This is a genomic window from Synergistaceae bacterium (assembly GCA_031272035.1).
Taxonomy (GTDB): Bacteria; Synergistota; Synergistia; order Synergistales; family Aminobacteriaceae; genus JAISSA01.
The window spans coordinates 24,226-43,995 of record JAISUO010000077.1 but is presented as its reverse complement, the minus strand read 5'-3'; the positions used below and the strand labels follow the sequence as shown (position 1 = coordinate 43,995).

The window sequence follows — 19,770 nt, the reverse complement described above, 5'->3', positions numbered from 1 at the left end:
CAGGTTCGAAACTCAGGCTCAGGCTCTGGCGCGGCGCTTCCTGCGCCATGCCACGTACATGGGGGTGGACTGGATGAGCGAGATCAGCGCCAGCAGCAGCAGAACGGCGCAAATGGGGTTGGTGAGGAAGATCATCCAGGAACCCTGACTGATGAGCAGCGACTGGTGCAGGCTCACGTCCAGCATCCTCCCCAGAATGAGCCCGACAACCAGGGGCGCCACGGGGATTTTTATTTTGTCCATGAAGTAGCCCAGGATTCCGAAAGCCAGCATCAGCCCCACCTCGAAAAGGTTGTTATTGATGGCGAAGGCGCCGATCACGCAAAGGACCACCACCGCCACGGAGAGCACCTTGTTCCCGATCCGCGTGACAAAAATACAGGCTTTCGTGAAGAACAGGCCTTCGACGAACATGACGACGGTAGAGAGCAGCACGGCCCAGATCAGGGTGTAGGTCACTCCGGCGTACTCCGTCATCAGCGACGGGCCGGGCATGATCCCGTGAATCATCAGACCTCCCATGAGGACGGCGGTGGAGGAGCTGCCGGGAATGCCCAAAGTGATGGTGGGAACCAGAGCTCCGCCTACTACGGCGTTGTTGGCGGCCTCCGGCGCGGCTATGCCGTAAGGAGAACCCTTCCCGAAGGAATCCGGCTCGTCGGACCGCCGCTTCGCCTCGTTGTAGGCGAACCAACAGGCCGTGTCCCCGCCGGTCCCGGGGATGATCCCCGTGAAGACGCCGATAATCGAAGAGCGAAGAAACGTGGGCAGAAGCATTTTGACCTCGCTCCAGGGGCGAAGAATTTTGTCCGTGATGCGATTCGTCTGAACGGCGCCGTCCGAGTCCTTCTCGATCAGGCGAAGGGCCTGGGGAATGGAGAACAGTCCGATAAGCGCCACGGTAAAGGGAATTCCGCCAAACAGGTTGATGTTTCCCAGGGTGAAGCGGGGAATACCCGTGATGGAGTCCATGCCCACGGTAGAAAAGAGAAGTCCGATGGTCCCTGCCAGCAGCCCCTTGATGACGGAACCCTGAGACAGGGACGCCAGGATGGTCATGCCCAGAACGGCGATGCCGAAAAGCTCCACGGGGCCAAACATAACGGCGACCCAGCCCAGGATGGGGGCAAGGGTGAGGAGGACGCAGGAACTGACCACCCCTCCCACGAAGGAGGCCGTCAGAGAAATGCCCAGAGCGCGGCCCGCTTCGCCTCTCTGCGCCATGGGATACCCGTCTACGGTGGTGGCCGCCGCCGCCGGAGTTCCGGGCGTCCGGATCAGCACCGCGGCGATGGAGCCGCCGTACATGGCGCCCATGTAGATGGAGGCCAGCATACTGATGCCGGTGTCGGGGGGCATGGCGAAGGTCACCGGCACGAGAAGGGCAATGGCCATCGTGGCGGAGAGGCCCGGCATGGCGCCTACCACCAGCCCCAGAAAAGTCCCAAAGGCGATAGCCAGAAAATTGTGCAACGAAAAGACGTTGGTGAGTCCCAGAATTACATTCGCAAACATATCTCGCTCTCCTTCTTCCGGCAAAAAACCCGAACGGAGTTCACTCCATCAGTCATTTCATCAGTCATTCCATCATTCACTCCATCAGTCCCAGGGGAATGGGGAGTTTGAGGAAAAGGACGAACAACAGGTAGATGAAGACGGGAAAACCCAGGCAGATCAGTACCGTCCTGACCGGGCCGGTGGCGCGGAAATACCCGTAGGAAACCAGCATGAAAAGCGGTGTGGCGATGAAATAGCCCAGGCGCGGGATGAGGAAAATATAAAGAACCATAGCCGCCACGTAAACCGCCACCCGAACGTGATGGATCGGCGCAGACGGCTCTTTCTCCTCCCCGCCGAATCCCGGAGCGCGTTTCCAGGTCTGGAACGCCATGGCAAGGGCCAGAATCAGCACCAGTCCCGCGATAAGCTGGGGAAAACGAGCCGCCGTTCTGGACATTGAAAGGGATTTTTGCAAAAAGAAGAGGCTCAGCGCCATGCTGAAAGCCGAAAACAAATAATGCTGCGTTGTCGATTTCACATCGACGACCTCCTTGCTGACCGTGCCCGCGGATTGATACCAATTTGAAGTAAAAGGCCTGATGAAGAAACCAAGCGACCCGCAAAAGACGCAAAAAAGCCGGAAAACGACGTCACGCGTGAGAAAGAAACTCTGCCGCGCAACGTCGTTTTTTCGTCACGACACAAAATTTCTCCGGCGGCGGTAAACAGTTCTCCGCCCGTCACCGGCCTATTTACCCTGATACTGTTCCCGAACTTCCTCCCAGATAAGTTTGAAGGCGGCTTCCTGGTCGTGGAGCATCTTCGAGTAGTCGTCGCCGTACTTCATGTCGATGATGGACGCGCGGTCCTCGCAGGCTTTTATAAATTCCGGCATCGTGGCCATCTTTTTGAACGCTTCGATCATCACCTTTTTGACTTCCTCGGGAACGCCTTTGGGTGCGCAGTAGCCCCGTGAGGAACCGGACACCACGTTAAATCCCTTTTCCTTCAGCGTGGGAACGTCGGGAAGGCTCGCGTAGCGCTCCTCGGTCATGATTGCCAAAGCCTTCAGGTTGCCGGCTTTGACCTGCGGATAAACGATCCCCACGTTGTTGAAGCTGGCGTCGATCTTGCCGCCCATGGCCGCCTGCCAGGACGGGCCGTCTCCCTCGAAAGGCACCATCTGGACCTTCATGCCGCTGGCCTTCTCGAAGATGAGGGTGGTGAAGAAGTCGTCTCCGCCCACGCCGGAGTTGCCCACCGTGATCTTGCCGGGGTTCTCCTTCACGGCCCTGAAAAAATCGTCGACGGTGTTGTAGGGGCTGTCCTTACCGACAACGATGATACCGGGGTCCGTGATGACGTTGGCGAGGGGCTCCAGCTCGTCGATGGTGTAGGTGATCTCGGGGTTCATGATGTAGTTCGTCTGGAGCATCGGGGTGTTGGTGATGCTGATGGTGTAGCCGTCCTTCTTCGCCGTCTTCGCCAGCTGGGTCCAGGCGATGGCCCCCGTCGCTCCCGGAATGTACTGATTGACGAAGGACTGTCCCACGACCTTCTCCAGATAGGGCTGCGTCAACTGCGCCAGGGTGTCGCTTCCACCGCCGGCCTTGAATCCCTGCGTGACCGTGATCGGCTTGTCCGGATACGCGGCGAACGCCGCTCCGCTTACGGCCACCAGCGCGCAAACCATTACAGCCAGCAGAAAATACCGTGATTTTCCCATACCCTTTACCTCCTCATGATTTATGTGTTTTTGTTACATTTCCCGTCTGCTTTTCGGTTCGTCAGCTCGGACAGGAATGTCCCGCCCACAGTTCTTCCCTGCTTTTTCTGTGGTAGCCGTGACGACGCCCCACACAGAACAGCTCGGTTCCCCCAATTTTTTCGGCGGTGGTTTCCTCCCCGCCGGCGATGCGAAGGATCAACTCCAAAAGCTCTTCGCCCGTCTCCTCCACGGAGCGCCCCTGAGAGATGATTCCACTGGCGTTGAAGTCGAAATTTTCCTCCATGCTGCGCCAGGTTTTTTCGTTGCCCGTGATTTTGATCACCGGGGCGACAGGATGCCCCGTGGGGTTCCCTCTGCCGGTGGTGAACGCCACGAGCTGCGCGCCGCAGCCGATCATGCCGGTCACCACTTCTCCATCGTGGCTTTCGTAGTTCATCAGGAACAGACCCTTCAGAGAGGGGTCAGGGGGGACGGCGTACTCGATGACGTCGACGATGGGAGATGTGCCGGATTTGTGAACTCCGCCCAGCGCTTTCTCTACGATGCTGCTGACGCCGCCGTCGAAATTTCCCCGGGAGATGAGGTGGTTGCGGTTTTCCGGAAGCGTGGGGTCCAGCCCGCTGCGGAGTACGTCCTCGATTTCATAAATGGCGGAGTAGATTTTATCGGCGACCTGCGGACTGACGGCCCGTCGCGCGAGGAAATCCTCCGTTCCCAAGAGCTCGTTGAGCTCGGAAAGAATCGCGCTGCCCCCCGCCGCCACGATGCGGTCCGCCGCGTTTCCAACGGCAGGGTTGGCCGCCAGCCCGCTGGTGGCGTCGGTCCCTCCGCATTTCGTCCCCATCATCAGAGAGGAGAGAGGGCAGGGAGTCCGCCGGTCCTGATCGAGGATGGCCTTGAACTCCCGAGCCTTGTCCACGGCTTTCCGGATGGTGGCGGTGGTGCCGCCTTCGTCCTGAATAACGAACAGGGCCACGGGTTTACCGTTTTCCTTCACCGCGTCGTACAGTTCCTGCGGGTTGAAGCGTTCGCAGCCGAGGCCGACGACGATGACGGCCCCCACGTTTGGGTGGCACGCCATGGACTTGAGCGTGCGCGCGGTCAGCTCCAGGTCAAATCCCACCTGCGCGCAGCCCACCGCATGGGGCAGCGCGACGGCTCCCTCCACCTGAGCGGCGATTTTACCCACCGTGGTATTGGCGCAGAACACCGACGGGATCACGGCAAGGTAGTTGCGAATGCCCACAGAACCGTTCGGACGCTTATATCCCATAAATTCCTGTTTCATCTGACCTGAGTCTCCCTTTATATTTTGCCGCGGTCGCAGCCCATGTTATGAACGTGAATCCAGCTTCCGGCGGAAACATCCTTCAGCAGATAACCAATCTCCTCTCCGTATTTAATGACAGGCTGACCCTTTTTCATATCGGAAATGCTGGCCTTGTGGGCGAACTCCACGTCCTCCACCAGCGTGACGGTTCCCTTCGGCGTCACGACGGAGTCCCCTTTTTTGGCGTCCTCCAGTACCATAACGACGGAGTCCATCGGGTTGATCATCAGACTTTTACGCAACATGACTTTCACCTCGCAGAATAAGTCACCCGGAAGCCAAACCCGATTTTCGGCAAACTTACAGGTAAAGATTTGTCGGGTTTTTCTCCCTTTTCATACCAGGATTGGAATCAAAATCAGAAAAAAGTATAGATATTGCTTTATATCATAAAGAATCTTATGTGCGTTTACAAGCCGTTTTAAATCCATAAATGTCTGAAAATCAAACAGATTATAAAGCCAAACACGCTTTTTCAGGGTGATGTGATATTATCAGAAAAATTGTTTGAAAATTAAACACTTGGAGGAATCCTATGAGTCTGGTAAAGATTCTGGCTGTTGTCCCTTACCAGGGGATGGCTGAAGTGATGAACCGTCTGGCGGGCGCTCGGAAGGATTTTCAGCTTACGGTGAGGGTGGGAAACATACAGACCTGCAGGCAGGTTCTGCGACAGGAAAGCGAGTGGGATTATGACGTCATCGTTTCCCGCGGGGGAACTGCCATGATGTTGCGCGAACTGGTCTCCGTCCCAGTAATAGAAATCGAAGTTTCGGTTTATGACGCGCTTCGATGTTTGAAGTCCGTGCAGGGATACAACGGCAGGATGGCGGTCGTCGGATTTTCCAATATAACCGAATGCGTCAGAAAATTGTCCGAGATGATGCAGTATCGCCTGGACATCTGCAACATCACGGAACAGAGCGACGTGGAAGCGGAGCTGATCCGCCTGAGGCAGCAGGGAATCGAACTGGTGCTGTGCGATCAGATCAGCCGGACCCACGCCGAGGCGCTGGGAATGAACTCCATCCTGCTGACGTCCGACGAAACGGAAATTGTCTCGGCTTTCGACGAAGCGGTGCGCGTCTGCCGGCTGTACGGCGGATTTCGCCGGCAGAACGAAATGATGAGAACGCTGTTGTTCTCGCAGGAACATCACATGGTTTGTTACGATGAAAAAGGAGGGCTTCTTTTTTCCACGCTGGAACAGGATTCCTTCTATGAAGGATTTTCTGAAGAGCTTGACAAAATGGTGTTCGAGTTTTGGGATTACGAAACGCTGGAGCGGGATTGCAGGTGGAAAAGCGTCGTCCTGACGCTCTCCTCGAAGCGGATATTTCACCACGGCATCAGATGTCTGCTGATCCGCATCGGGACGTCGAAAAATCCTCTGCTCACCGCGAACAGGGGCGTCTCGATTTCCACGCGGACGGATCAGATACTGGCGGACATCTCGCAGATAGGAAGCTCGGTGCTGATGGGGGATTTGGGGAGCCTGATCGCCGGTTGCTATGGATGTACGCTGCCGGTGTTGATTATCGGAGAGCCGGGGACCGGCAAAGACACGATCGCGTCACTGATTTATCGCCATGGCCCTTTTGGGGAGAGAATGATGGTGACGGTGGACTGTCAAACGGTTTCCCCACGCCGGTGGAGAAACCTGCTCGATCGGGAAAATTCCCCGCTCATGCGCTCCGGCATTACCCTTCATCTGCGTCTGGTGAACTGCCTCAGCGAGGCGCAGGCGGATATGCTGCTGCGATTCATCGAACAGACGGGGCTTTGCCGGCGCAGCCGGATGATTTTTTCCTGCGAGCTGACGCGGGGAGAAACAGAAGAAGGGTATATCTGCGGTTACCTCAAAAATCATTTTTCCACCATCACCCTGCGGCTGCCGCCTCTGAGGCAGCGGCAAAAGGATATTCCCGGTCTGGCCGCCCTGTACATCAATCAGGTCAACCTGGAGCTGGGCCGGCAGTACATTGGTTTTGAGCCGGAGGCTCTGGCTCTTTTGCAGAGTTTCGGGTGGGACGAAAACCTGACGCAGTTGAGCCGAGTGGTCCGGACACTTGCTCTGACGGGAGAAGAACCCCATATCGGCAAAGAGGAAGTTCGCCGGGTTTTGAAGGCGGAGCTCCCCCGATACGCTCAAAGCGTCGCAGCGGGCTGCGCAGTTGTCAACCTGCGGCAGCCCCTCGATGAAATTATCTACGACGTGGTGCGTCTGGTACTGGAAGACGAGGACAGAAATCAGAGCCGTACGGCCGCCCGACTGGGAATCAGCCGTTCAACGGTGTGGAGCGTCCTGAAAAAAGGACAGCGAAATCATTTACAGGGAATTTCTTCCGATGGTTTTGGTCAGGGTTTTTCCGTCTGAGGCTTCTAGAAGAGGCCCGTTGTTCGGGCTTTTTTGAGTTTTGCTCTTTTCACTTCTGTCGAAGAATCCCGCGTCAAGAGCGGAAAAGTGACAGGATTTGACGCATTTCCCGCAGAGAATGCAGTCCGGGCTGTGAGGGGTGCGCGACGGGTCCACGGCCATGGGGCAGGCTTTGGAGCAGGCTCCGCAGTTGACGCAGTTGGAGCGGTTCAGCCTCAGACGATAGAGAGAGACTCCGTTGAAAAAGCCGTACAGCGCTCCCAGAGGACAGAGGTATCTGCAAAAAAAACGATGGATGAACAGACAGGCCAGGACGACTCCCACGGAAATGCCCAGCTTCAGCAAAAAAAGCCTCCCTGCGGCCTCTCGAAACGGGGGATTCGCGGCCATGAGAGGAAGTCCCGCCGTCAGCGTCCCCACGGGACAGATGTATTTGCAGAAAGCCGGAGAGGCAATTCCGGCGGCGTTGGTCGCCAGAAGGGGCAGAGCAACGACAAAAACCGCCAGCAGAACATATCGGGTACCAAGAGGCCATCGCCAGGTCTTCTGCGGGTCCGCCCGCAGACGGGAGGCCTTTCCCAGAGGAATTTTATTGATCAGCTCCTGTATGAGGCCGAAGGGACACAGAAAACCACAGATGAAGCGCCCGAACAGAAGTCCCAGAAGCCCAACCAGCCCGATCACATAATAGCTGAAGTTGTACTTCCAGGAGCCGAGAACGGCCTGCAAAGCGCCCAGCGGACAGGAACCGACCGCCCCGGGGCAGGAATAACAGTTCAACCCCGGAACGCAGACGGACTTCAGTTTTCCACTGTAAATGCGTCCCTGCCAAAAACCGGGCAGCCACGCGTTGGAACCCAATAAACTCAACCACTGTATAGCTTTACGAAACATATAAAAACTCCTGATTCTCAGATCAAACGGAACGGGTGTCAGCCAATGCCGATGCATTCAAGGCAAACACGGGCTGCTTTGGTAAAAACAGTCTCTGCCTCTCCCCTGCTCCAGCCATACAGAGTGAAGGCCAGGGCAAGAAAGAACAGGATGATCCTCACTGTCCGACCCCGGTTTTTTTTCACAGCGTCCATATTTTTCCCTCCAAAAGTTCAAATTTCCAAGGCTCTGCTGACATTTTACTGATTATCTCGCAGAAACAGCTCCGAACCCGCGACCGTTCAGACATTCTACCCGAAAATACGTCCTTTTCCCTCTGAAAATCTCCCGAATCTGCGAATCAAAGACGACTTGCGCCTTCAAACGTCTCGACAGCCGGCCGAAAAAATGTCAATGTAACGTTCCACACCGGACAAAATGAAGCTGTTGCCGGAAGAATTCTTTTCCGGTACACTGCTGCAGGAAAATCGATTCTTCGGAGGATCCTGGATGACGCCAAACAAGGCGAACAGAGAATACAAAAGCAGCGTCTTCGTCACTCTCTGCGAAGACAAAAACCGTCTCGTCGAGGTTTACAACGCGGTCGCGAACAAAAACTATCCGCCGGACGCGGCGGTAAAAATCGTCACACTGGAAAACGCGCTGTTTATGGGGCGGCGCAACGACGTTTCCTTCCTCATGGAAGACAGGCTTGTGGTAATGATGGAACACCAAAGTACGCTATGCGAAAACATGCCCCTGCGCCTGTTGATCTACGTGGACGGCGTTTACGAAAAACTGCTCAACGCCGACGAAAAACTCAGGCAGGCGCTTTACGGGACGAAACTTCTGAAAATCCCAAAGCCCGAATTTTACGTTTTCTACAACGGCAAAGCGGCATTCCCCGAGCGAAAAATCTTAAAGCTGTCGGACGCCTTTTTGGAAAGCCCGGAAGCCGATAAAACCGATAAAGAAAGCATCCCGAAACGGTTTGAAGGACTTCTGGAACTGAGCGTTCCGGTTTATAATATCAACAGCGGCTTCAACGAGGAAATGCTCAGGAAAAGCGAAACCCTGTCCGGTTACGCCGCCTTTGTCGATGCGGCGCGTCACAATACGGAGATCGGTTATGAGCTGGAAGAAGCCATTCGCCGGGCTGTGAACGATTGCATCGAGCGGGGAATCCTGGCCGAATTTTTACGGAGTCATTCGTCGGAGGTGATCAATATGCTGACAGCGGAATTCAACCTTGAAGACGCGCTGAAAGTCTGGAAAGAAGAAGGCATCGAGGAAGGCATCGAAAAAAACAGAATTGAGGTCGCGCAAAACATGCTGAACGATGGTCTCCCGATTGACGCCGTAGCGAAGTACACGTCGCTGCCTCGTGAAAAGGTGATATTCCTTCAGGGTCAGCGGTCATAAATATGGGACGGCGGAATTCAATCTCTCGATCGCTCCTCCGTCCCACTGAGGCTCCAGCTCATTCAGCCAGCGTTTTTTCAGGATTCTTCCAAAGGGATTACGCCACCGAAGTTTTTTCCAGCGTTTCGTTCATGCTGCCCGTGCGATACCCCAAAAGATCCAGAGAGACGTAGGCGTAACCGATTTCCCTGAACTGCGCGTAGAGCGTTTCCCTCACCTTCCGGTCCATGAGGAGAGTGAAGCCTTCCTCGTCGGTTTCGATCCGGGCGGAATTTCCGTGGTGGCGCACCCGCACCTGCCTGATCCCCAGGTCCAGGAGAAGCTGTTCCGCCCGATCCACCATGCGAAGCCGTTCCGGCGTGATCTCCTCTCCGTAGGGAAAACGGGAGGAGAGGCAGGCAAAAGCCTGTTTATTCCAGGTGGGAAGCCCCATTTCCCAGGAGAGGGAACGGATTTCCGCCTTGTACAGCTCCGCGTGACGCAGAGGGCTGGCGACGCCCTGTTCCGCCACGGCGGTCAGACCCGGTCGGTAATCCCCGTTGTCATCCATGTTGGAACCCTCGGCCACGTTGGCGATTCCGCGTTCCCGGGCCACTTCCCATATTTTGGTGAACAGCTCGTTCTTGCACAGATAACAGCGGTTGGTCGGGTTCATGGAAAACCCGTCAATATCCAGCTCTTCGGAGTCACAGATAACGTGGGTGATGTTTTCCTTCTCGCAAAACGCCTTCGCCTCCCGAAGTTCCCGCTCGGGAAAGGAGCAGGATCGCGCAGTGACCGCGATGGCTCGGTCTCCCAGTACATCGTGAGCCGTTTTCAGAAGAAAGGTGGAGTCCACCCCTCCGGAAAAGGCCACGGCCACACTTCCCAGCTCCGAGAGATACTGCTTCAGATTTTCGTATTTACAGTGGAAATCCATTATGCCAACCCTTCTCCATAATTAATATCGTCTGTCGTCGAGAGACCTGGTTTCATTTCGGAAATCGTTCCTCCGCCCAGGACCAAATCTCCCTCGTAAAAAACCACCGCCTGACCGGGCGACGTCATCTTCTGCGGTTCCTCAAACTCGACGCGCAGCCGGTCTTCTCCCACCCGTTCAATCGTCCCCCGCCGCTCGGTCCGCCGGTAGCCCGTCTTCACTCCCACTTTCAGGGGCCCCCGGGGGACCTCTCCGGCGGTCCACACAAGGTCCTTCGCATACAGAAGTCTCGCGTACAAATCCTCCTCGCCGCCCAGCGTCACCGTGTTGTCCCGTTCGTTTTTGCCGCAGACGTAAAGGCGCCGCGTGGAGGCGATTCCCAACCCTCTGCGCTGGCCGATGGTGTAGCGGATCAGGCCCTTGTGCCCGCCGAGGACGTTGCCCAAAGAATCCACGAAATTTCCGCTTTCGCCGCGTCTGCCCGTATACTGCTCCACAAAACGGGCATAGTCGCCATCCATGACAAAACAGACGTCCTGGCTCTCCCGTTTCTGAGCGTTGACAAATCCCTTCATCTCCGCTATTTTCCGAACTTCTTTTTTCGTCAGATTTCCCAGCGGAAAAAGAATTCGTGCCAGCTCCTCCTGCGTCAGAGAATACAGGAAATAGCTCTGATCCTTTGCGGCGTCCAGTGCTTTTTTAAGGAAGAAGCGATGTCCTTCGCGCTCGATTCGCGCGTAATGCCCGGTCACCAGATAACTGCAATCCAGCTCCCGGGCTCGTCTGAGAAGTTTTTCAAATTTGATGAAACGATTGCAGTCGATACAGGGATTTGGAGTTCGTCCGTTTTCCCAGGACTCCGTAAAACGCTGAATGACCTCTTTGTTGAAGTCCTCCGAAAAATTGAAAACATAATGAGGAATTCCCATACGATAAGCCACAGCCCGGGCGTCGTCCGTGTCCTTCGCCGAACAGCAGGTGTCATCCCTTTCGAGCCCGACATCTTCGTTCGAAAACAGTTTCATGGTAACGCCCAGGCATTCAAACCCCTGATCTTTCATCAGGCTGGCGGCGACAGAGCTGTCCACTCCCCCGCTCATGGCAATCATGGCTTTTTTATTGATACCTGATGTCCGTATTTTCGATTCGTCCCTTCCGGCCGCGTCCAAGGCGACCGGATACAGTATAACGTTTTTTTACGACAAGCCAAGGCCACCCCAAAAAGAGTTTGGCTACCCCGCAAACATGGGTGTGGAAAGATAACGCTCCCCCGTATCCGGCAGCAGCGCCACGATCAGTTTTCCCGCAAATTCGGGACGTTTCGCGATCTGGACGGCAGCCCACACCGCCGCTCCCGAGGAAATCCCCACCAGAAGCCCTTCCGTCCTGGCGATCAGCCGCCCCGTTTCGAAGGCCTTTTCGTCCTCCACGGGGATGATTTCGTCGTAAACAGCCGTATCCAGCACCTCAGGGACGAACCCCGCTCCGATGCCCTGAATCTTGTGAGTCCCGGGAGTCCCTTTGGACAGCACGGGAGACCCCGCGGGCTCCACGGCCACAACGTGAACGGAGGGCTTTTTCGACTTCAGAAACTGCCCCGCGCCCGTAATCGTTCCGCCTGTGCCGATGCCGGAGATGAACACGTCCACCTTTCCATCCGTGTCCTGCCAGATCTCCGGCCCCGTCGTCTCTCTGTGAATTTTGGGGTTGGCCAGGTTCGTAAACTGACTGGGGATAAAGCTGTGGGGCGTAGATCGGGCCAGTTCTTCGGCCTTCGCGATGGCGCCCTTCATTCCCTTCGCGCCCTCGGTGAGCACCAGCTCCGCGCCGTAGGCCTTCAAAAGGTTGCGGCGCTCGACGCTCATGGTCTCCGGCATGGTCAGGATGATCCGATAGCCCCGGGCCGCGGCGACGGCGGCAAGCCCGATGCCGGTGTTCCCGCTGGTGGGCTCGATGATGACCGAATCCGGTTTCAGGATCCCCTTTACCTCCGCCTCGTCCACCATCGCTTTGGCGATGCGGTCCTTGACGCTTCCCGCCGGGTTGAAATATTCCAGCTTTCCCACAATTTTCACGGGCAGTCCCTGCTTCTCGCTGTAGCGTCCAAGTTCCAGGAGGGGCGTCTTTCCTATTAAATCCGTAATTTTCGAATAGATGGGCATTCAGAACGATCTCCTTTTTGTGTTCTCAAAATTTTTGTACGACGTACCTGGCGTCCCGAATCGGCACAAACAAAACACGACTCTTGCCGCAACAGCAGTTCCGTCCAGTGCAAATTTCAGAAAACAGGAGTTTTCGCATAAAAACGAGCACCTTCTTCCCTCCCCTCGTCTCCCCTGGAGAGCAACCCCGTCAGGCTCAATCCTATAAATCTTATGTTTTTAGTTGGTTATAATATAAAAGCAGAAGCGTGCGCTGTCAAGAGCATACTCAAAATTGCGCGTTTCAAAATATGCCCGAGCCCGCAGCGCTCACTTTATATGCAATACTGATCGGCAACGTCGAGGTTGTGATGTTTGTCCAGAATACTCTGGAGGGTGATCCCGTTCAAATAATCTTCTATGACTTTCCCCAACTCTCGCCAGATACCGACGGTCATACAGAAGGAACTGCGCTCGCATTCATTGACATCGTCCACCAGACAGGCTACAGGGGCGAGGTTTCCCTCCGTGATGCGAAGGATTTCCCCCACCGTGTACTGCGAAGGGGGCTTCGCCAGTTTGTACCCGCCCTGAGAACCGCGGGTGGTCCGCAGCATATCGGTATTTTTCAGCAGGGTGATGATCTGCTCCAGATAGTTTTTTGAAATGTTCTGTCTTTCGGCCACGTCCTTCAGTGAAATATATCCCTCATCCTGATGTTCCGCCAGATCCAGCAACATTCGCAGAGCGTATCTCCCTTTCGTCGATATTTTCATAGCTTTTCCTCCCTCACGCGGCAAATATTTTTCTTCTTTATCTTTCTTCTCCATCTGTTATCTAATTATCCCACTATTCATATATGGATTCTACCAAAAACAACCCGAACGGCAAGACGAAATTTTCTCGCACTCTTCTTCTCACACTCTCCTTCTCGCACTTTCCTTCTTGCACTCTCAATGACATAAGTTCGATAACCCGACTGTGGTAGAATGATTCCAGTGTTCATTTTAGTGTTCATTATTTTAAATAATTTTATAGAGACGGCCCGGCGCGTTCCTGATGGCATTGACCGGATGGCATTGAATTAAAAGGGGGCTTTCTTTTGTCTGAAGACGTTTACGCGAAGCTTGGCGTCAGAAAAGTCATCAACGCGGCGGGAACCTACACGATGGCCGGAGGAAGCCGCATGAGCGAAAAAACCATCGCAGCCATGGCGGAAGCGGCCCGAAGTCACGTGATTATCCGGGAACTTCAGGCGAAGGTTCACGAGCGCCTCGCCGCTCTGACCCATAACGAAGCGGCCTTCGTGACGAACGGAGCCGCATGTTCTCTCCACATCACGGGAGCCGCCGCCATCGCCAGATATTTCGGACGCCCTCACGCCTCCCTGTCCAAAGAGCAGATCGCCAATTGCGAAATCGTCATCCACAGAGCCCACCGCAACCCCTACGACTGGGCGGTGCAGCTGCTGAGAACAAAGCTGGTGGAACCCGGTTTTCCCAATCTCATTCTGCCCACATCGGAATCCGATCTGGAGCTCTCTCTTACGGAAAATACCGTGGCCATCTACTATTTTTTCATGCCTCCCGGCGGATGGATCGCCCCGGGGGCGCTGTCGCTGGAGGCAACTCTGGCCATCGCGCAAAAGCACGACATTCCCGTCATTGTGGACGCGGCGGCACAGGTCCCGCCGGTGGAAAACCTCTGGAAAATCACGGAAAAAGGGGCTTCGGCCTGCATTTTCAGCGGAGGCAAGGACCTGAAGGGCCCTCAGGCCAGCGGCCTTGTGGTGGGAAAGCGGGAATTCATGAACTGGGTCGCGAAAACGGCCTTCCCGACCTACGGCGTGGGACGGATGTTCAAGGTGGGCCGGGAGGAGATCGTCGGGCTCTGGTCGGCTGTGGAGGAGTACGTGGCGGACAATCATCAGGAAAGAGACGCCTGGGCCGAAGGACGAATCGCGGCGCTCAAAAAACGCTTCGAAAACAGCCGGGTCACCTCCGTGGAAAGAGTGTTCCCCAATGAAGCCGGGCAGCCAATGGCCCAGGCCGTCGTCCGTTTCAGACCGCCGAAGCCTCTTTCCGAATCGATTTCCTCCTGGGTTCTGAAGCGCCTGACGGATGGGAACCCCTCGATTTTCACCGTCGCCGCCGACGAGGACGGCATATTTGTCAATCCCATGACCCTGCGGGACGGGGAATTTGACCTCATCGCCTCGCGTCTCGAAGCCATCGAAAAAGAAATGGCGGGGTAAACGGGAAGATTTCAGGAAGCGCTGATACCAATTTGAAGTAAACTGATTCAACCGGAAGGAGACTGTACTGTTCATGTATGACGTGGTCTTTCGCAACGCGCGGGTGATCGACGGCAGCGGCGCCAGGGGGTACGAAGCGGACGTCGCCCTTTCCGGAGACAGGATTGCCCGCATTGGAAACTATCTTCCCGAACCCGCGACAATCGAAATCGACGCCGGGGGAAAAATCCTTTGCCCTGGCTTTGTGGACGCCCACTCTCACGCGGACAGAGCGGCGCTGTTCGTGGCGAATCCGGACGCTAAGGTTCTGCAGGGCGTGACGACGGAGGTCGCTGGAAACTGCGGACAAAGCCCTGCCCCCATCAGCAAAGCCCACTACGACGATCTCCTGCCCTACCTGGCGGCATCGATTCCCTCCAGCATTCCGATGGAGCCCTCCTGGCAGACCGTGGGAGAGATGCTGGACCTGCTGGACCGGCGCGGTCACATCACGGACCTGGTTCAGCTGGTGGGGCACGGAACGCTGCGGGTGGCCGCCATGGGCACTGACGACCGGGCGCCCACGGCATCGGAGATGGTCCTTATGAAGGATTACGTGGAAGAAGCCATGACCAGCGGAGCCGCAGGGCTCTCCACGGGGCTCATCTTTCCACCGGGCTGTTACGCCTCTACCGATGAAATCACGGAACTGTGCCGCGTCGTCGCAAAATACGACGGAATCTACACCAGCCACATCCGCGGGGAGGCGGGGTCCCTGCTGGACGCCGTAAGGGAGGCCATCGAAATCGCGCGAAAGAGCGGCTGTCGGCTGCACATCTCGCATCACAAAGTCATGCGTCGTTACAGGGGCTGGTCCGAGAAAACCCTGAAGATGATGGAAGACGCCATCAAAGAGGGCATCGACGTGACCTGCGACGTTTACCCCTATGCGGCGGGCTCCAACGCCATCACCTCTCTTCTGCCGCCCTGGGCAAACGCCGGAGGCGTCCCCAAAGTTCTGGAACGGCTTTCCGACGCCTCCGAGCGCAAACGCATTCTGGAGGATTTCAAACGGGACCTTCCCGGATGGGACAACCACGCGAAAGACACCGGATGGGACAGAATTCTGATCGGATCCTGCCGCAGCGACAAATCCATTGTGGGGCTCAGTCTGCAGGAAATAGCGGACTCCCGCGGAGTCGCTCCGGAGATCGGATATCTCGACCTGGTGGCCTCCGAAAAGGCTCAGGCGACGATCGTCATTCTCTCCCACTCGGAGGAGGACATGGAGCGCATCATGAAGCACCATCTGTCGATGATCGGCTCCGACGCTCTGCCCTCCTCGCTGACCGGACCGCTTGCCAGCGGAAATCCCCATCCGAGGTCTTTCGGGACCTATCCGAGGGTTCTTGGCCGGTACGTCCGGGAAAAGGGTTTCTTCACCTGGGAGGAGGCCATCCGAAAAATGACGGGATACCCGGCGATCCGCTTCCGGCTGAAGGACAGGGGCCGGATTGAAGAGGGGCTGCTTGCGGACCTGGTGCTTTTCGATCCCAATACCGTCATTGATCGCGCCGAATACAGAAATTCCCGCGTCCCCTCGGAGGGCGTGGAACGCGTCGTGAAAAACGGACAGTTCGTCGTCGTGGATGGAAAAACGACCGGCAAAATTCTCGGGAGGAGCATCCGGATTCACCCGGCGTAAACAACGGGAACCCCTTTTCGGAATTTGCATTCCGAATTGGACATACAAAAAGAGAGGGTGTTGCAAAATGAGGAAACAAAGGTGGATATTGGCCCTGACGCTGGTGTTCGCTCTCGCCGCGGCTGCCTGCGCGGCTCCGGTGAAAGGCGGCCTGCTGCGTTTCGCCATGATCGACGAACCGCCGTCGCTGGATCAGCAGCTGGTCACCTCCGACCTGGGAACGATGATTGCGCAGCATATTTTCGAAGGTCTGTATTGCTTCAACGCCAAATATGAGCCCGTACCGCTTCTCGTCAAAACCGAAGACATTCAGGACGGCGGAAAAACCGTGGTGCTTACGCTGCGGGAAGGGGTGAAATTCCACAACGGGAAAATCCTGGACGCGGGAGACGTCATCGCCTCTCTGACCCGCTGGAGCAAATTCGGCACCAGGGGTCCGGTGCTCTTTTCCAACATCGACAAGATGGAACAGATCGGTCAGGACCAGATTAAATTAACGTTCAAACAGCCCTTCGCCCCCTGGAAGAACCTTTTGGCCTTCACCAACGGCGGCCCTGTGGTTTATCCCAAAGCGGTGGCGGAAAAAGCCGACAAGGGTTTCATCCCGCCGGAGGAGTACATCGGGACTGGCCCCTATAAGTTCGCCGAGCACAACCCCGGGCGATACATCAGCCTGAAACGCTTCGACGAGTACGTCTTCCGCACCGAGCCTGAGGACGGTTACGCGGGAAAACGCGAGGCGCTCTTCGACGAGCTGCGCTTCATTCCGGTTCCCGACCCGGGCACCCGGGTCAACGGGGTGAAGGCCGGAGACTATGATTTCGCGGAACAGCTTCCGGGAGACCTGTACGAATCTCTGAAGGCGGATTCTTCCGTCAGAACGACCCTCAGCCAGGGCGCGACCCAGGTGTTCCTCTTCGCAAACAGCTCCGCCGGAGTTTTGAAGGACAACTACAAACTGCGTCAGGCCCTTCTCGCCGCTCTCAACATCGAAGCCGGTCAGGCCGCGGCGTTTGGGCCGAGGGGCCTGTGGATTCTGTCCGGATCCCTTATGCCCGACACAACGCCCTGGTACTCCGAGGCGGGGATCAAAAATTACAACGTCCACGACGTCGCGCTGGCCAAAAAACTGGCTCAGGAAGCCGGTTACAAGGGAGAAAAAATCCGGTACATGACCACGACTTCCTATCAGTACAACTACGACTACAGCACCGTCATGGCCCAGAACCTTCGGGACGCGGGATTCAATATCGACCTTCAGGTCTACGACTGGGCCACTCTGGTTTCGAAACGGGCCGACCCGGAACAGTGGGACCTCTTCCTCACCGCCCACGGGTTCATTCCGGAACCGGCGCTCTTTACGTTCATCAGCGAGGCTTATCCCGGCTGGTGGAAGACAGAGCAAAAACGTTCTCTCACCAAAGAATTTTCCGAAACTATAGACCCGGTGAAGCGCAAGGAAATTTGGGAAAAGATTCAGACTCTGGTCTACGAGGAAATCCCCGTCATGAAATCGGGCTTCCATTACGTGTATTATCTCTACTCGCCCAAAATCGAGGGAGTCGGGGACAGCGCTCTGATCTGGCCGAAGTTCTGGGGTATCGGATTCGGCAAATAACGGTCTGAAAGGCGGCAAACAGGGAGGGCATGTCTGCGGATGTGCCCCCCTGAACGCTTCCGAACGCCGGAGGGGCGTATATTCTGACGAAGGGAGGACTCCAAAGTGCTGGCATACATCGCGAAAAGGACAATCAGCATGATCCCTTCGCTCATTTTGACGTCCCTGCTCGTTTTTTCCTTTATACACATGATCCCGGGAGATCCGGCGGCGGTCATGCTGGGAGACAACTCCACTCCGGAGCAGGTGGAAGCCCTCAGGGAGACGCTTGGGCTGAACCGGCCGCTTTACGTGCAGTACGGCATCTGGGTCAGAGGGCTCTTCAGGGGCGACATGGGGCAGTCCATCTTTTTTCACCAGCCGGTTCTGAAGGTGATCGGAGATCGAGCCGAGACCAGCGTATTCATCGCCCTCATTTCCATCGTCATGATCATCCTGGTGGGCGTGCCCATAGGGATTGTCTCCGCGGCGCGCTGCAACACGGGCATGGATCAGTTTCTGTCCGGAGCGTCGATGTTTTTCGCCTCGGTTCCAACGTTCTGGCTGGGGCTGAATCTGATGTACCTCTTCGCGGTTCACCTGAAATGGCTTCCCACCTCCGGATTTCCCTCCATACTGGAATCGGGGGACTGGAGCAATCTGCGCTACCTGGTCCTGCCCTGCCTCACTCTGGTCGCCCCCAACTCGGCGCTCATCGTGAGAATGACGCGTTCCAGCATGTTGGACGTGGCTCGCGCCGATTACGTTAAAACAGCTTACGCAAAAGGGTTATGTGAATCCGCGGTCACGCTGAAGCATATTTTCAGAAATTCTCTGATCAGTGTGGTCTCCGTACTGGGATTCACGTTTGTAGGGCTCATGGCCTCCACGGCGGTGACCGAGACCGTTTTCTCCCTGCCGGGAGTCGGACGCCTGATCGTCGAATCCGTGCTCAGGCGGGATTACCCCATTATTCAGGGGATTATTCTGATTGTGGCCCTGATGTATATGATCGTCAATCTCGTGGTAGACCTGATTTTCGCGTTTCTCGATCCCAGAATCCGCATTTAGAGACGCGGATTCCGCCAAAGGAGCAGCATTATGTCGTTTTGGTCCGTACTGGTGAGGCGCAGGGTAGCATTGGCGGGTTTTATCGTCATTTCGATCATTCTGATTTTCGCGATTTTCGCTCCGCTTCTGGCTCCCGACAGCCCCACGCACCTCGACCCCGCCCAGCGGCTGAAGCGACCGAACCTCACCCATTTTTTCGGGACAGATAACTTTGGGAGGGACATTTTCAGCCGGATCGTTTACGGCGCGAGGACAAGCCTTCTGGGGTCCGCCGGGGTGGTGGCCGTGGCCATCGCGGGAGGCATCGCCTTCGGAATGTCCGCCGGGTACTTCCGCCGTATCGAACCTTTCGTCATGCGGCTGATCGACGTTCTTATGGCGTTCCCGTCCCTGCTGACGGCGCTGGTTCTGGTGTCCATCCTCGGGCGGGGCATGTTCAACGTCGTTCTGGCCGTGGGAATCACGTACATGACGCGCACCACGCGCATCGTTTACGCCCTGACGCTGAGGGTGAAGGAAGAACCCTACGTGGAGGCCGCCTGTTCCCTGGGAGCCAGGGAGGCCCGCATCGTTCTGCGGCATCTCCTGCCCAACATGACCTCCCCCATTATTGTGCAGGCCACGTTCACTTTCGCGTTTTCACTTCTGGACATGGCGGCCCTCGACTTTCTGGGGCTGGGCATTCCACCTGAAATCCCCAGCTGGGGCAACATGCTGAGCGAAGGACGGACGTATCTGACCATGGCGCCCTGGCTTTTGTTTTTCCCCGGGTCCTTTATCGTGCTGTCGGTGCTGTCGTTCAACATGCTCGGAGACGTTCTTCGAGACAGACTGGATCCTCATTTTCGCAAAAGTGTGGAAGGAATTTGAGAC

17 protein-coding genes are annotated in these 19,770 nt (G+C 56.2%); 7 read left to right on the top strand and 10 right to left on the bottom strand.

The window, feature by feature from the left end:
- Positions 1 to 18 precede the first annotated feature (18 nt).
- From LBR61_09390 to LBR61_09370, 5 genes are all read right to left on the bottom strand, one after another.
- A complete protein-coding gene (locus LBR61_09390) occupies positions 19 to 1,515 on the bottom strand; it encodes a tripartite tricarboxylate transporter permease (GenBank protein ID MDR1732288.1) in 1,497 nt (498 codons plus the stop codon).
- Positions 1,516 to 1,591: 76 nt separating this feature from the next.
- Positions 1,592 to 2,038 (bottom strand): tripartite tricarboxylate transporter TctB family protein, encoded by a 447-nt coding sequence (locus tag LBR61_09385; GenBank protein MDR1732287.1) that lies wholly within the window; start codon positions 2,036 to 2,038, stop codon positions 1,592 to 1,594.
- A gap of 210 nt (positions 2,039 to 2,248) precedes the next feature.
- Positions 2,249 to 3,226, bottom strand: coding sequence for a tripartite tricarboxylate transporter substrate binding protein (locus tag LBR61_09380; protein ID MDR1732286.1), 978 nt, complete (start codon positions 3,224 to 3,226; stop codon positions 2,249 to 2,251).
- A 61-nt stretch (positions 3,227 to 3,287) separates the two neighbouring features.
- Positions 3,288 to 4,517, bottom strand: a complete 1,230-nt coding sequence (locus tag LBR61_09375; protein MDR1732285.1) for a UxaA family hydrolase — start codon at positions 4,515 to 4,517, stop codon at positions 3,288 to 3,290.
- 17 nt (positions 4,518 to 4,534) lie between these two features.
- A complete protein-coding gene (locus LBR61_09370; protein MDR1732284.1) occupies positions 4,535 to 4,804 on the bottom strand; it encodes a UxaA family hydrolase in 270 nt (89 codons plus the stop codon).
- Positions 4,805 to 5,094: 290 nt separating this feature from the next.
- Here LBR61_09370 and LBR61_09365 point away from each other — a divergent pair, with 290 nt between their 5' ends.
- Positions 5,095 to 6,936, top strand: a complete 1,842-nt coding sequence (locus LBR61_09365) for a PrpR N-terminal domain-containing protein (GenBank protein ID MDR1732283.1) — start codon at positions 5,095 to 5,097, stop codon at positions 6,934 to 6,936.
- Here LBR61_09365 and LBR61_09360 read toward each other — a convergent pair.
- On the bottom strand, positions 6,889 to 7,830 hold the full coding sequence (locus LBR61_09360) for a 4Fe-4S binding protein (protein ID MDR1732282.1): 942 nt from the start codon (positions 7,828 to 7,830) through the stop codon (positions 6,889 to 6,891). The genes LBR61_09365 and LBR61_09360 overlap by 48 nt on opposite strands.
- Before the next feature lie 489 nt (positions 7,831 to 8,319).
- On the opposite strand from LBR61_09360, the gene LBR61_09355 reads away from it, so the two are divergent.
- On the top strand, positions 8,320 to 9,231 hold the full coding sequence (locus tag LBR61_09355; protein MDR1732281.1) for a hypothetical protein: 912 nt from the start codon (positions 8,320 to 8,322) through the stop codon (positions 9,229 to 9,231).
- A gap of 97 nt (positions 9,232 to 9,328) precedes the next feature.
- Here the strand turns inward: LBR61_09355 and larE are convergent, their stop codons facing one another.
- The 4 genes from larE to LBR61_09335 form a co-directional block, all read right to left on the bottom strand.
- Entirely contained in the window at positions 9,329 to 10,150 is an 822-nt protein-coding gene (gene larE, locus LBR61_09350; protein ID MDR1732280.1) for an ATP-dependent sacrificial sulfur transferase LarE, read from the bottom strand.
- Positions 10,150 to 11,259: a tRNA 2-thiouridine(34) synthase MnmA gene (gene mnmA / locus LBR61_09345; protein ID MDR1732279.1), complete on the bottom strand. Its 1,110-nt coding sequence runs from the start codon at positions 11,257 to 11,259 to the stop codon at positions 10,150 to 10,152. The genes larE and mnmA overlap by 1 nt, the downstream gene beginning before the upstream one ends.
- 123 nt (positions 11,260 to 11,382) lie before the next feature.
- On the bottom strand, positions 11,383 to 12,312 hold the full coding sequence (gene cysK / locus LBR61_09340; protein MDR1732278.1) for a cysteine synthase A: 930 nt from the start codon (positions 12,310 to 12,312) through the stop codon (positions 11,383 to 11,385).
- A gap of 314 nt (positions 12,313 to 12,626) precedes the next feature.
- Positions 12,627 to 13,067, bottom strand: a complete 441-nt coding sequence (locus LBR61_09335; GenBank protein ID MDR1732277.1) for an Rrf2 family transcriptional regulator — start codon at positions 13,065 to 13,067, stop codon at positions 12,627 to 12,629.
- Positions 13,068 to 13,393: 326 nt separating this feature from the next.
- Here LBR61_09335 and LBR61_09330 point away from each other — a divergent pair, with 326 nt between their 5' ends.
- The 5 genes from LBR61_09330 to LBR61_09310 all read left to right on the top strand — a co-directional run bounded on the left by LBR61_09330 (position 13,394) and on the right by LBR61_09310 (position 19,767).
- Complete coding sequence (locus LBR61_09330) at positions 13,394 to 14,545, top strand: hypothetical protein (protein ID MDR1732276.1); 1,152 nt, start codon at positions 13,394 to 13,396, stop codon at positions 14,543 to 14,545.
- A 73-nt stretch (positions 14,546 to 14,618) separates the two neighbouring features.
- A complete protein-coding gene (locus LBR61_09325) occupies positions 14,619 to 16,229 on the top strand; it encodes a D-aminoacylase (GenBank protein MDR1732275.1) in 1,611 nt (536 codons plus the stop codon).
- Positions 16,230 to 16,296: 67 nt separating this feature from the next.
- Positions 16,297 to 17,847, top strand: a complete 1,551-nt coding sequence (locus LBR61_09320) for an ABC transporter substrate-binding protein (protein MDR1732274.1) — start codon at positions 16,297 to 16,299, stop codon at positions 17,845 to 17,847.
- 105 nt (positions 17,848 to 17,952) lie between these two features.
- Positions 17,953 to 18,897, top strand: a complete 945-nt coding sequence (locus LBR61_09315; protein ID MDR1732273.1) for an ABC transporter permease — start codon at positions 17,953 to 17,955, stop codon at positions 18,895 to 18,897.
- Between the two features lie 30 nt (positions 18,898 to 18,927).
- Positions 18,928 to 19,767, top strand: a complete 840-nt coding sequence (locus LBR61_09310; GenBank protein ID MDR1732272.1) for an ABC transporter permease — start codon at positions 18,928 to 18,930, stop codon at positions 19,765 to 19,767.
- Positions 19,768 to 19,770: the final 3 nt, after the last annotated feature.

Coding starts and splice junctions, on each gene's coding strand:
- mnmA (MDR1732279.1), bottom strand. CDS start 11,259: ATGATTGCCATGAGCGGGGGAGTGGACAGCTCTGTCGCCGCCAGCCTG.
- LBR61_09335 (MDR1732277.1), bottom strand. CDS start 13,067: ATGAAAATATCGACGAAAGGGAGATACGCTCTGCGAATGTTGCTGGAT.
- LBR61_09370 (MDR1732284.1), bottom strand. CDS start 4,804: ATGTTGCGTAAAAGTCTGATGATCAACCCGATGGACTCCGTCGTTATG.
- LBR61_09310 (MDR1732272.1), top strand. CDS start 18,928: ATGTCGTTTTGGTCCGTACTGGTGAGGCGCAGGGTAGCATTGGCGGGT.
- LBR61_09365 (MDR1732283.1), top strand. CDS start 5,095: ATGAGTCTGGTAAAGATTCTGGCTGTTGTCCCTTACCAGGGGATGGCT.
- cysK (MDR1732278.1), bottom strand. CDS start 12,312: ATGCCCATCTATTCGAAAATTACGGATTTAATAGGAAAGACGCCCCTC.
- LBR61_09375 (MDR1732285.1), bottom strand. CDS start 4,517: ATGAAACAGGAATTTATGGGATATAAGCGTCCGAACGGTTCTGTGGGC.
- LBR61_09380 (MDR1732286.1), bottom strand. CDS start 3,226: ATGGGAAAATCACGGTATTTTCTGCTGGCTGTAATGGTTTGCGCGCTG.
- LBR61_09390 (MDR1732288.1), bottom strand. CDS start 1,515: ATGTTTGCGAATGTAATTCTGGGACTCACCAACGTCTTTTCGTTGCAC.
- LBR61_09355 (MDR1732281.1), top strand. CDS start 8,320: ATGACGCCAAACAAGGCGAACAGAGAATACAAAAGCAGCGTCTTCGTC.
- LBR61_09320 (MDR1732274.1), top strand. CDS start 16,297: ATGAGGAAACAAAGGTGGATATTGGCCCTGACGCTGGTGTTCGCTCTC.
- LBR61_09325 (MDR1732275.1), top strand. CDS start 14,619: ATGTATGACGTGGTCTTTCGCAACGCGCGGGTGATCGACGGCAGCGGC.
- larE (MDR1732280.1), bottom strand. CDS start 10,150: ATGGATTTCCACTGTAAATACGAAAATCTGAAGCAGTATCTCTCGGAG.
- LBR61_09360 (MDR1732282.1), bottom strand. CDS start 7,830: ATGTTTCGTAAAGCTATACAGTGGTTGAGTTTATTGGGTTCCAACGCG.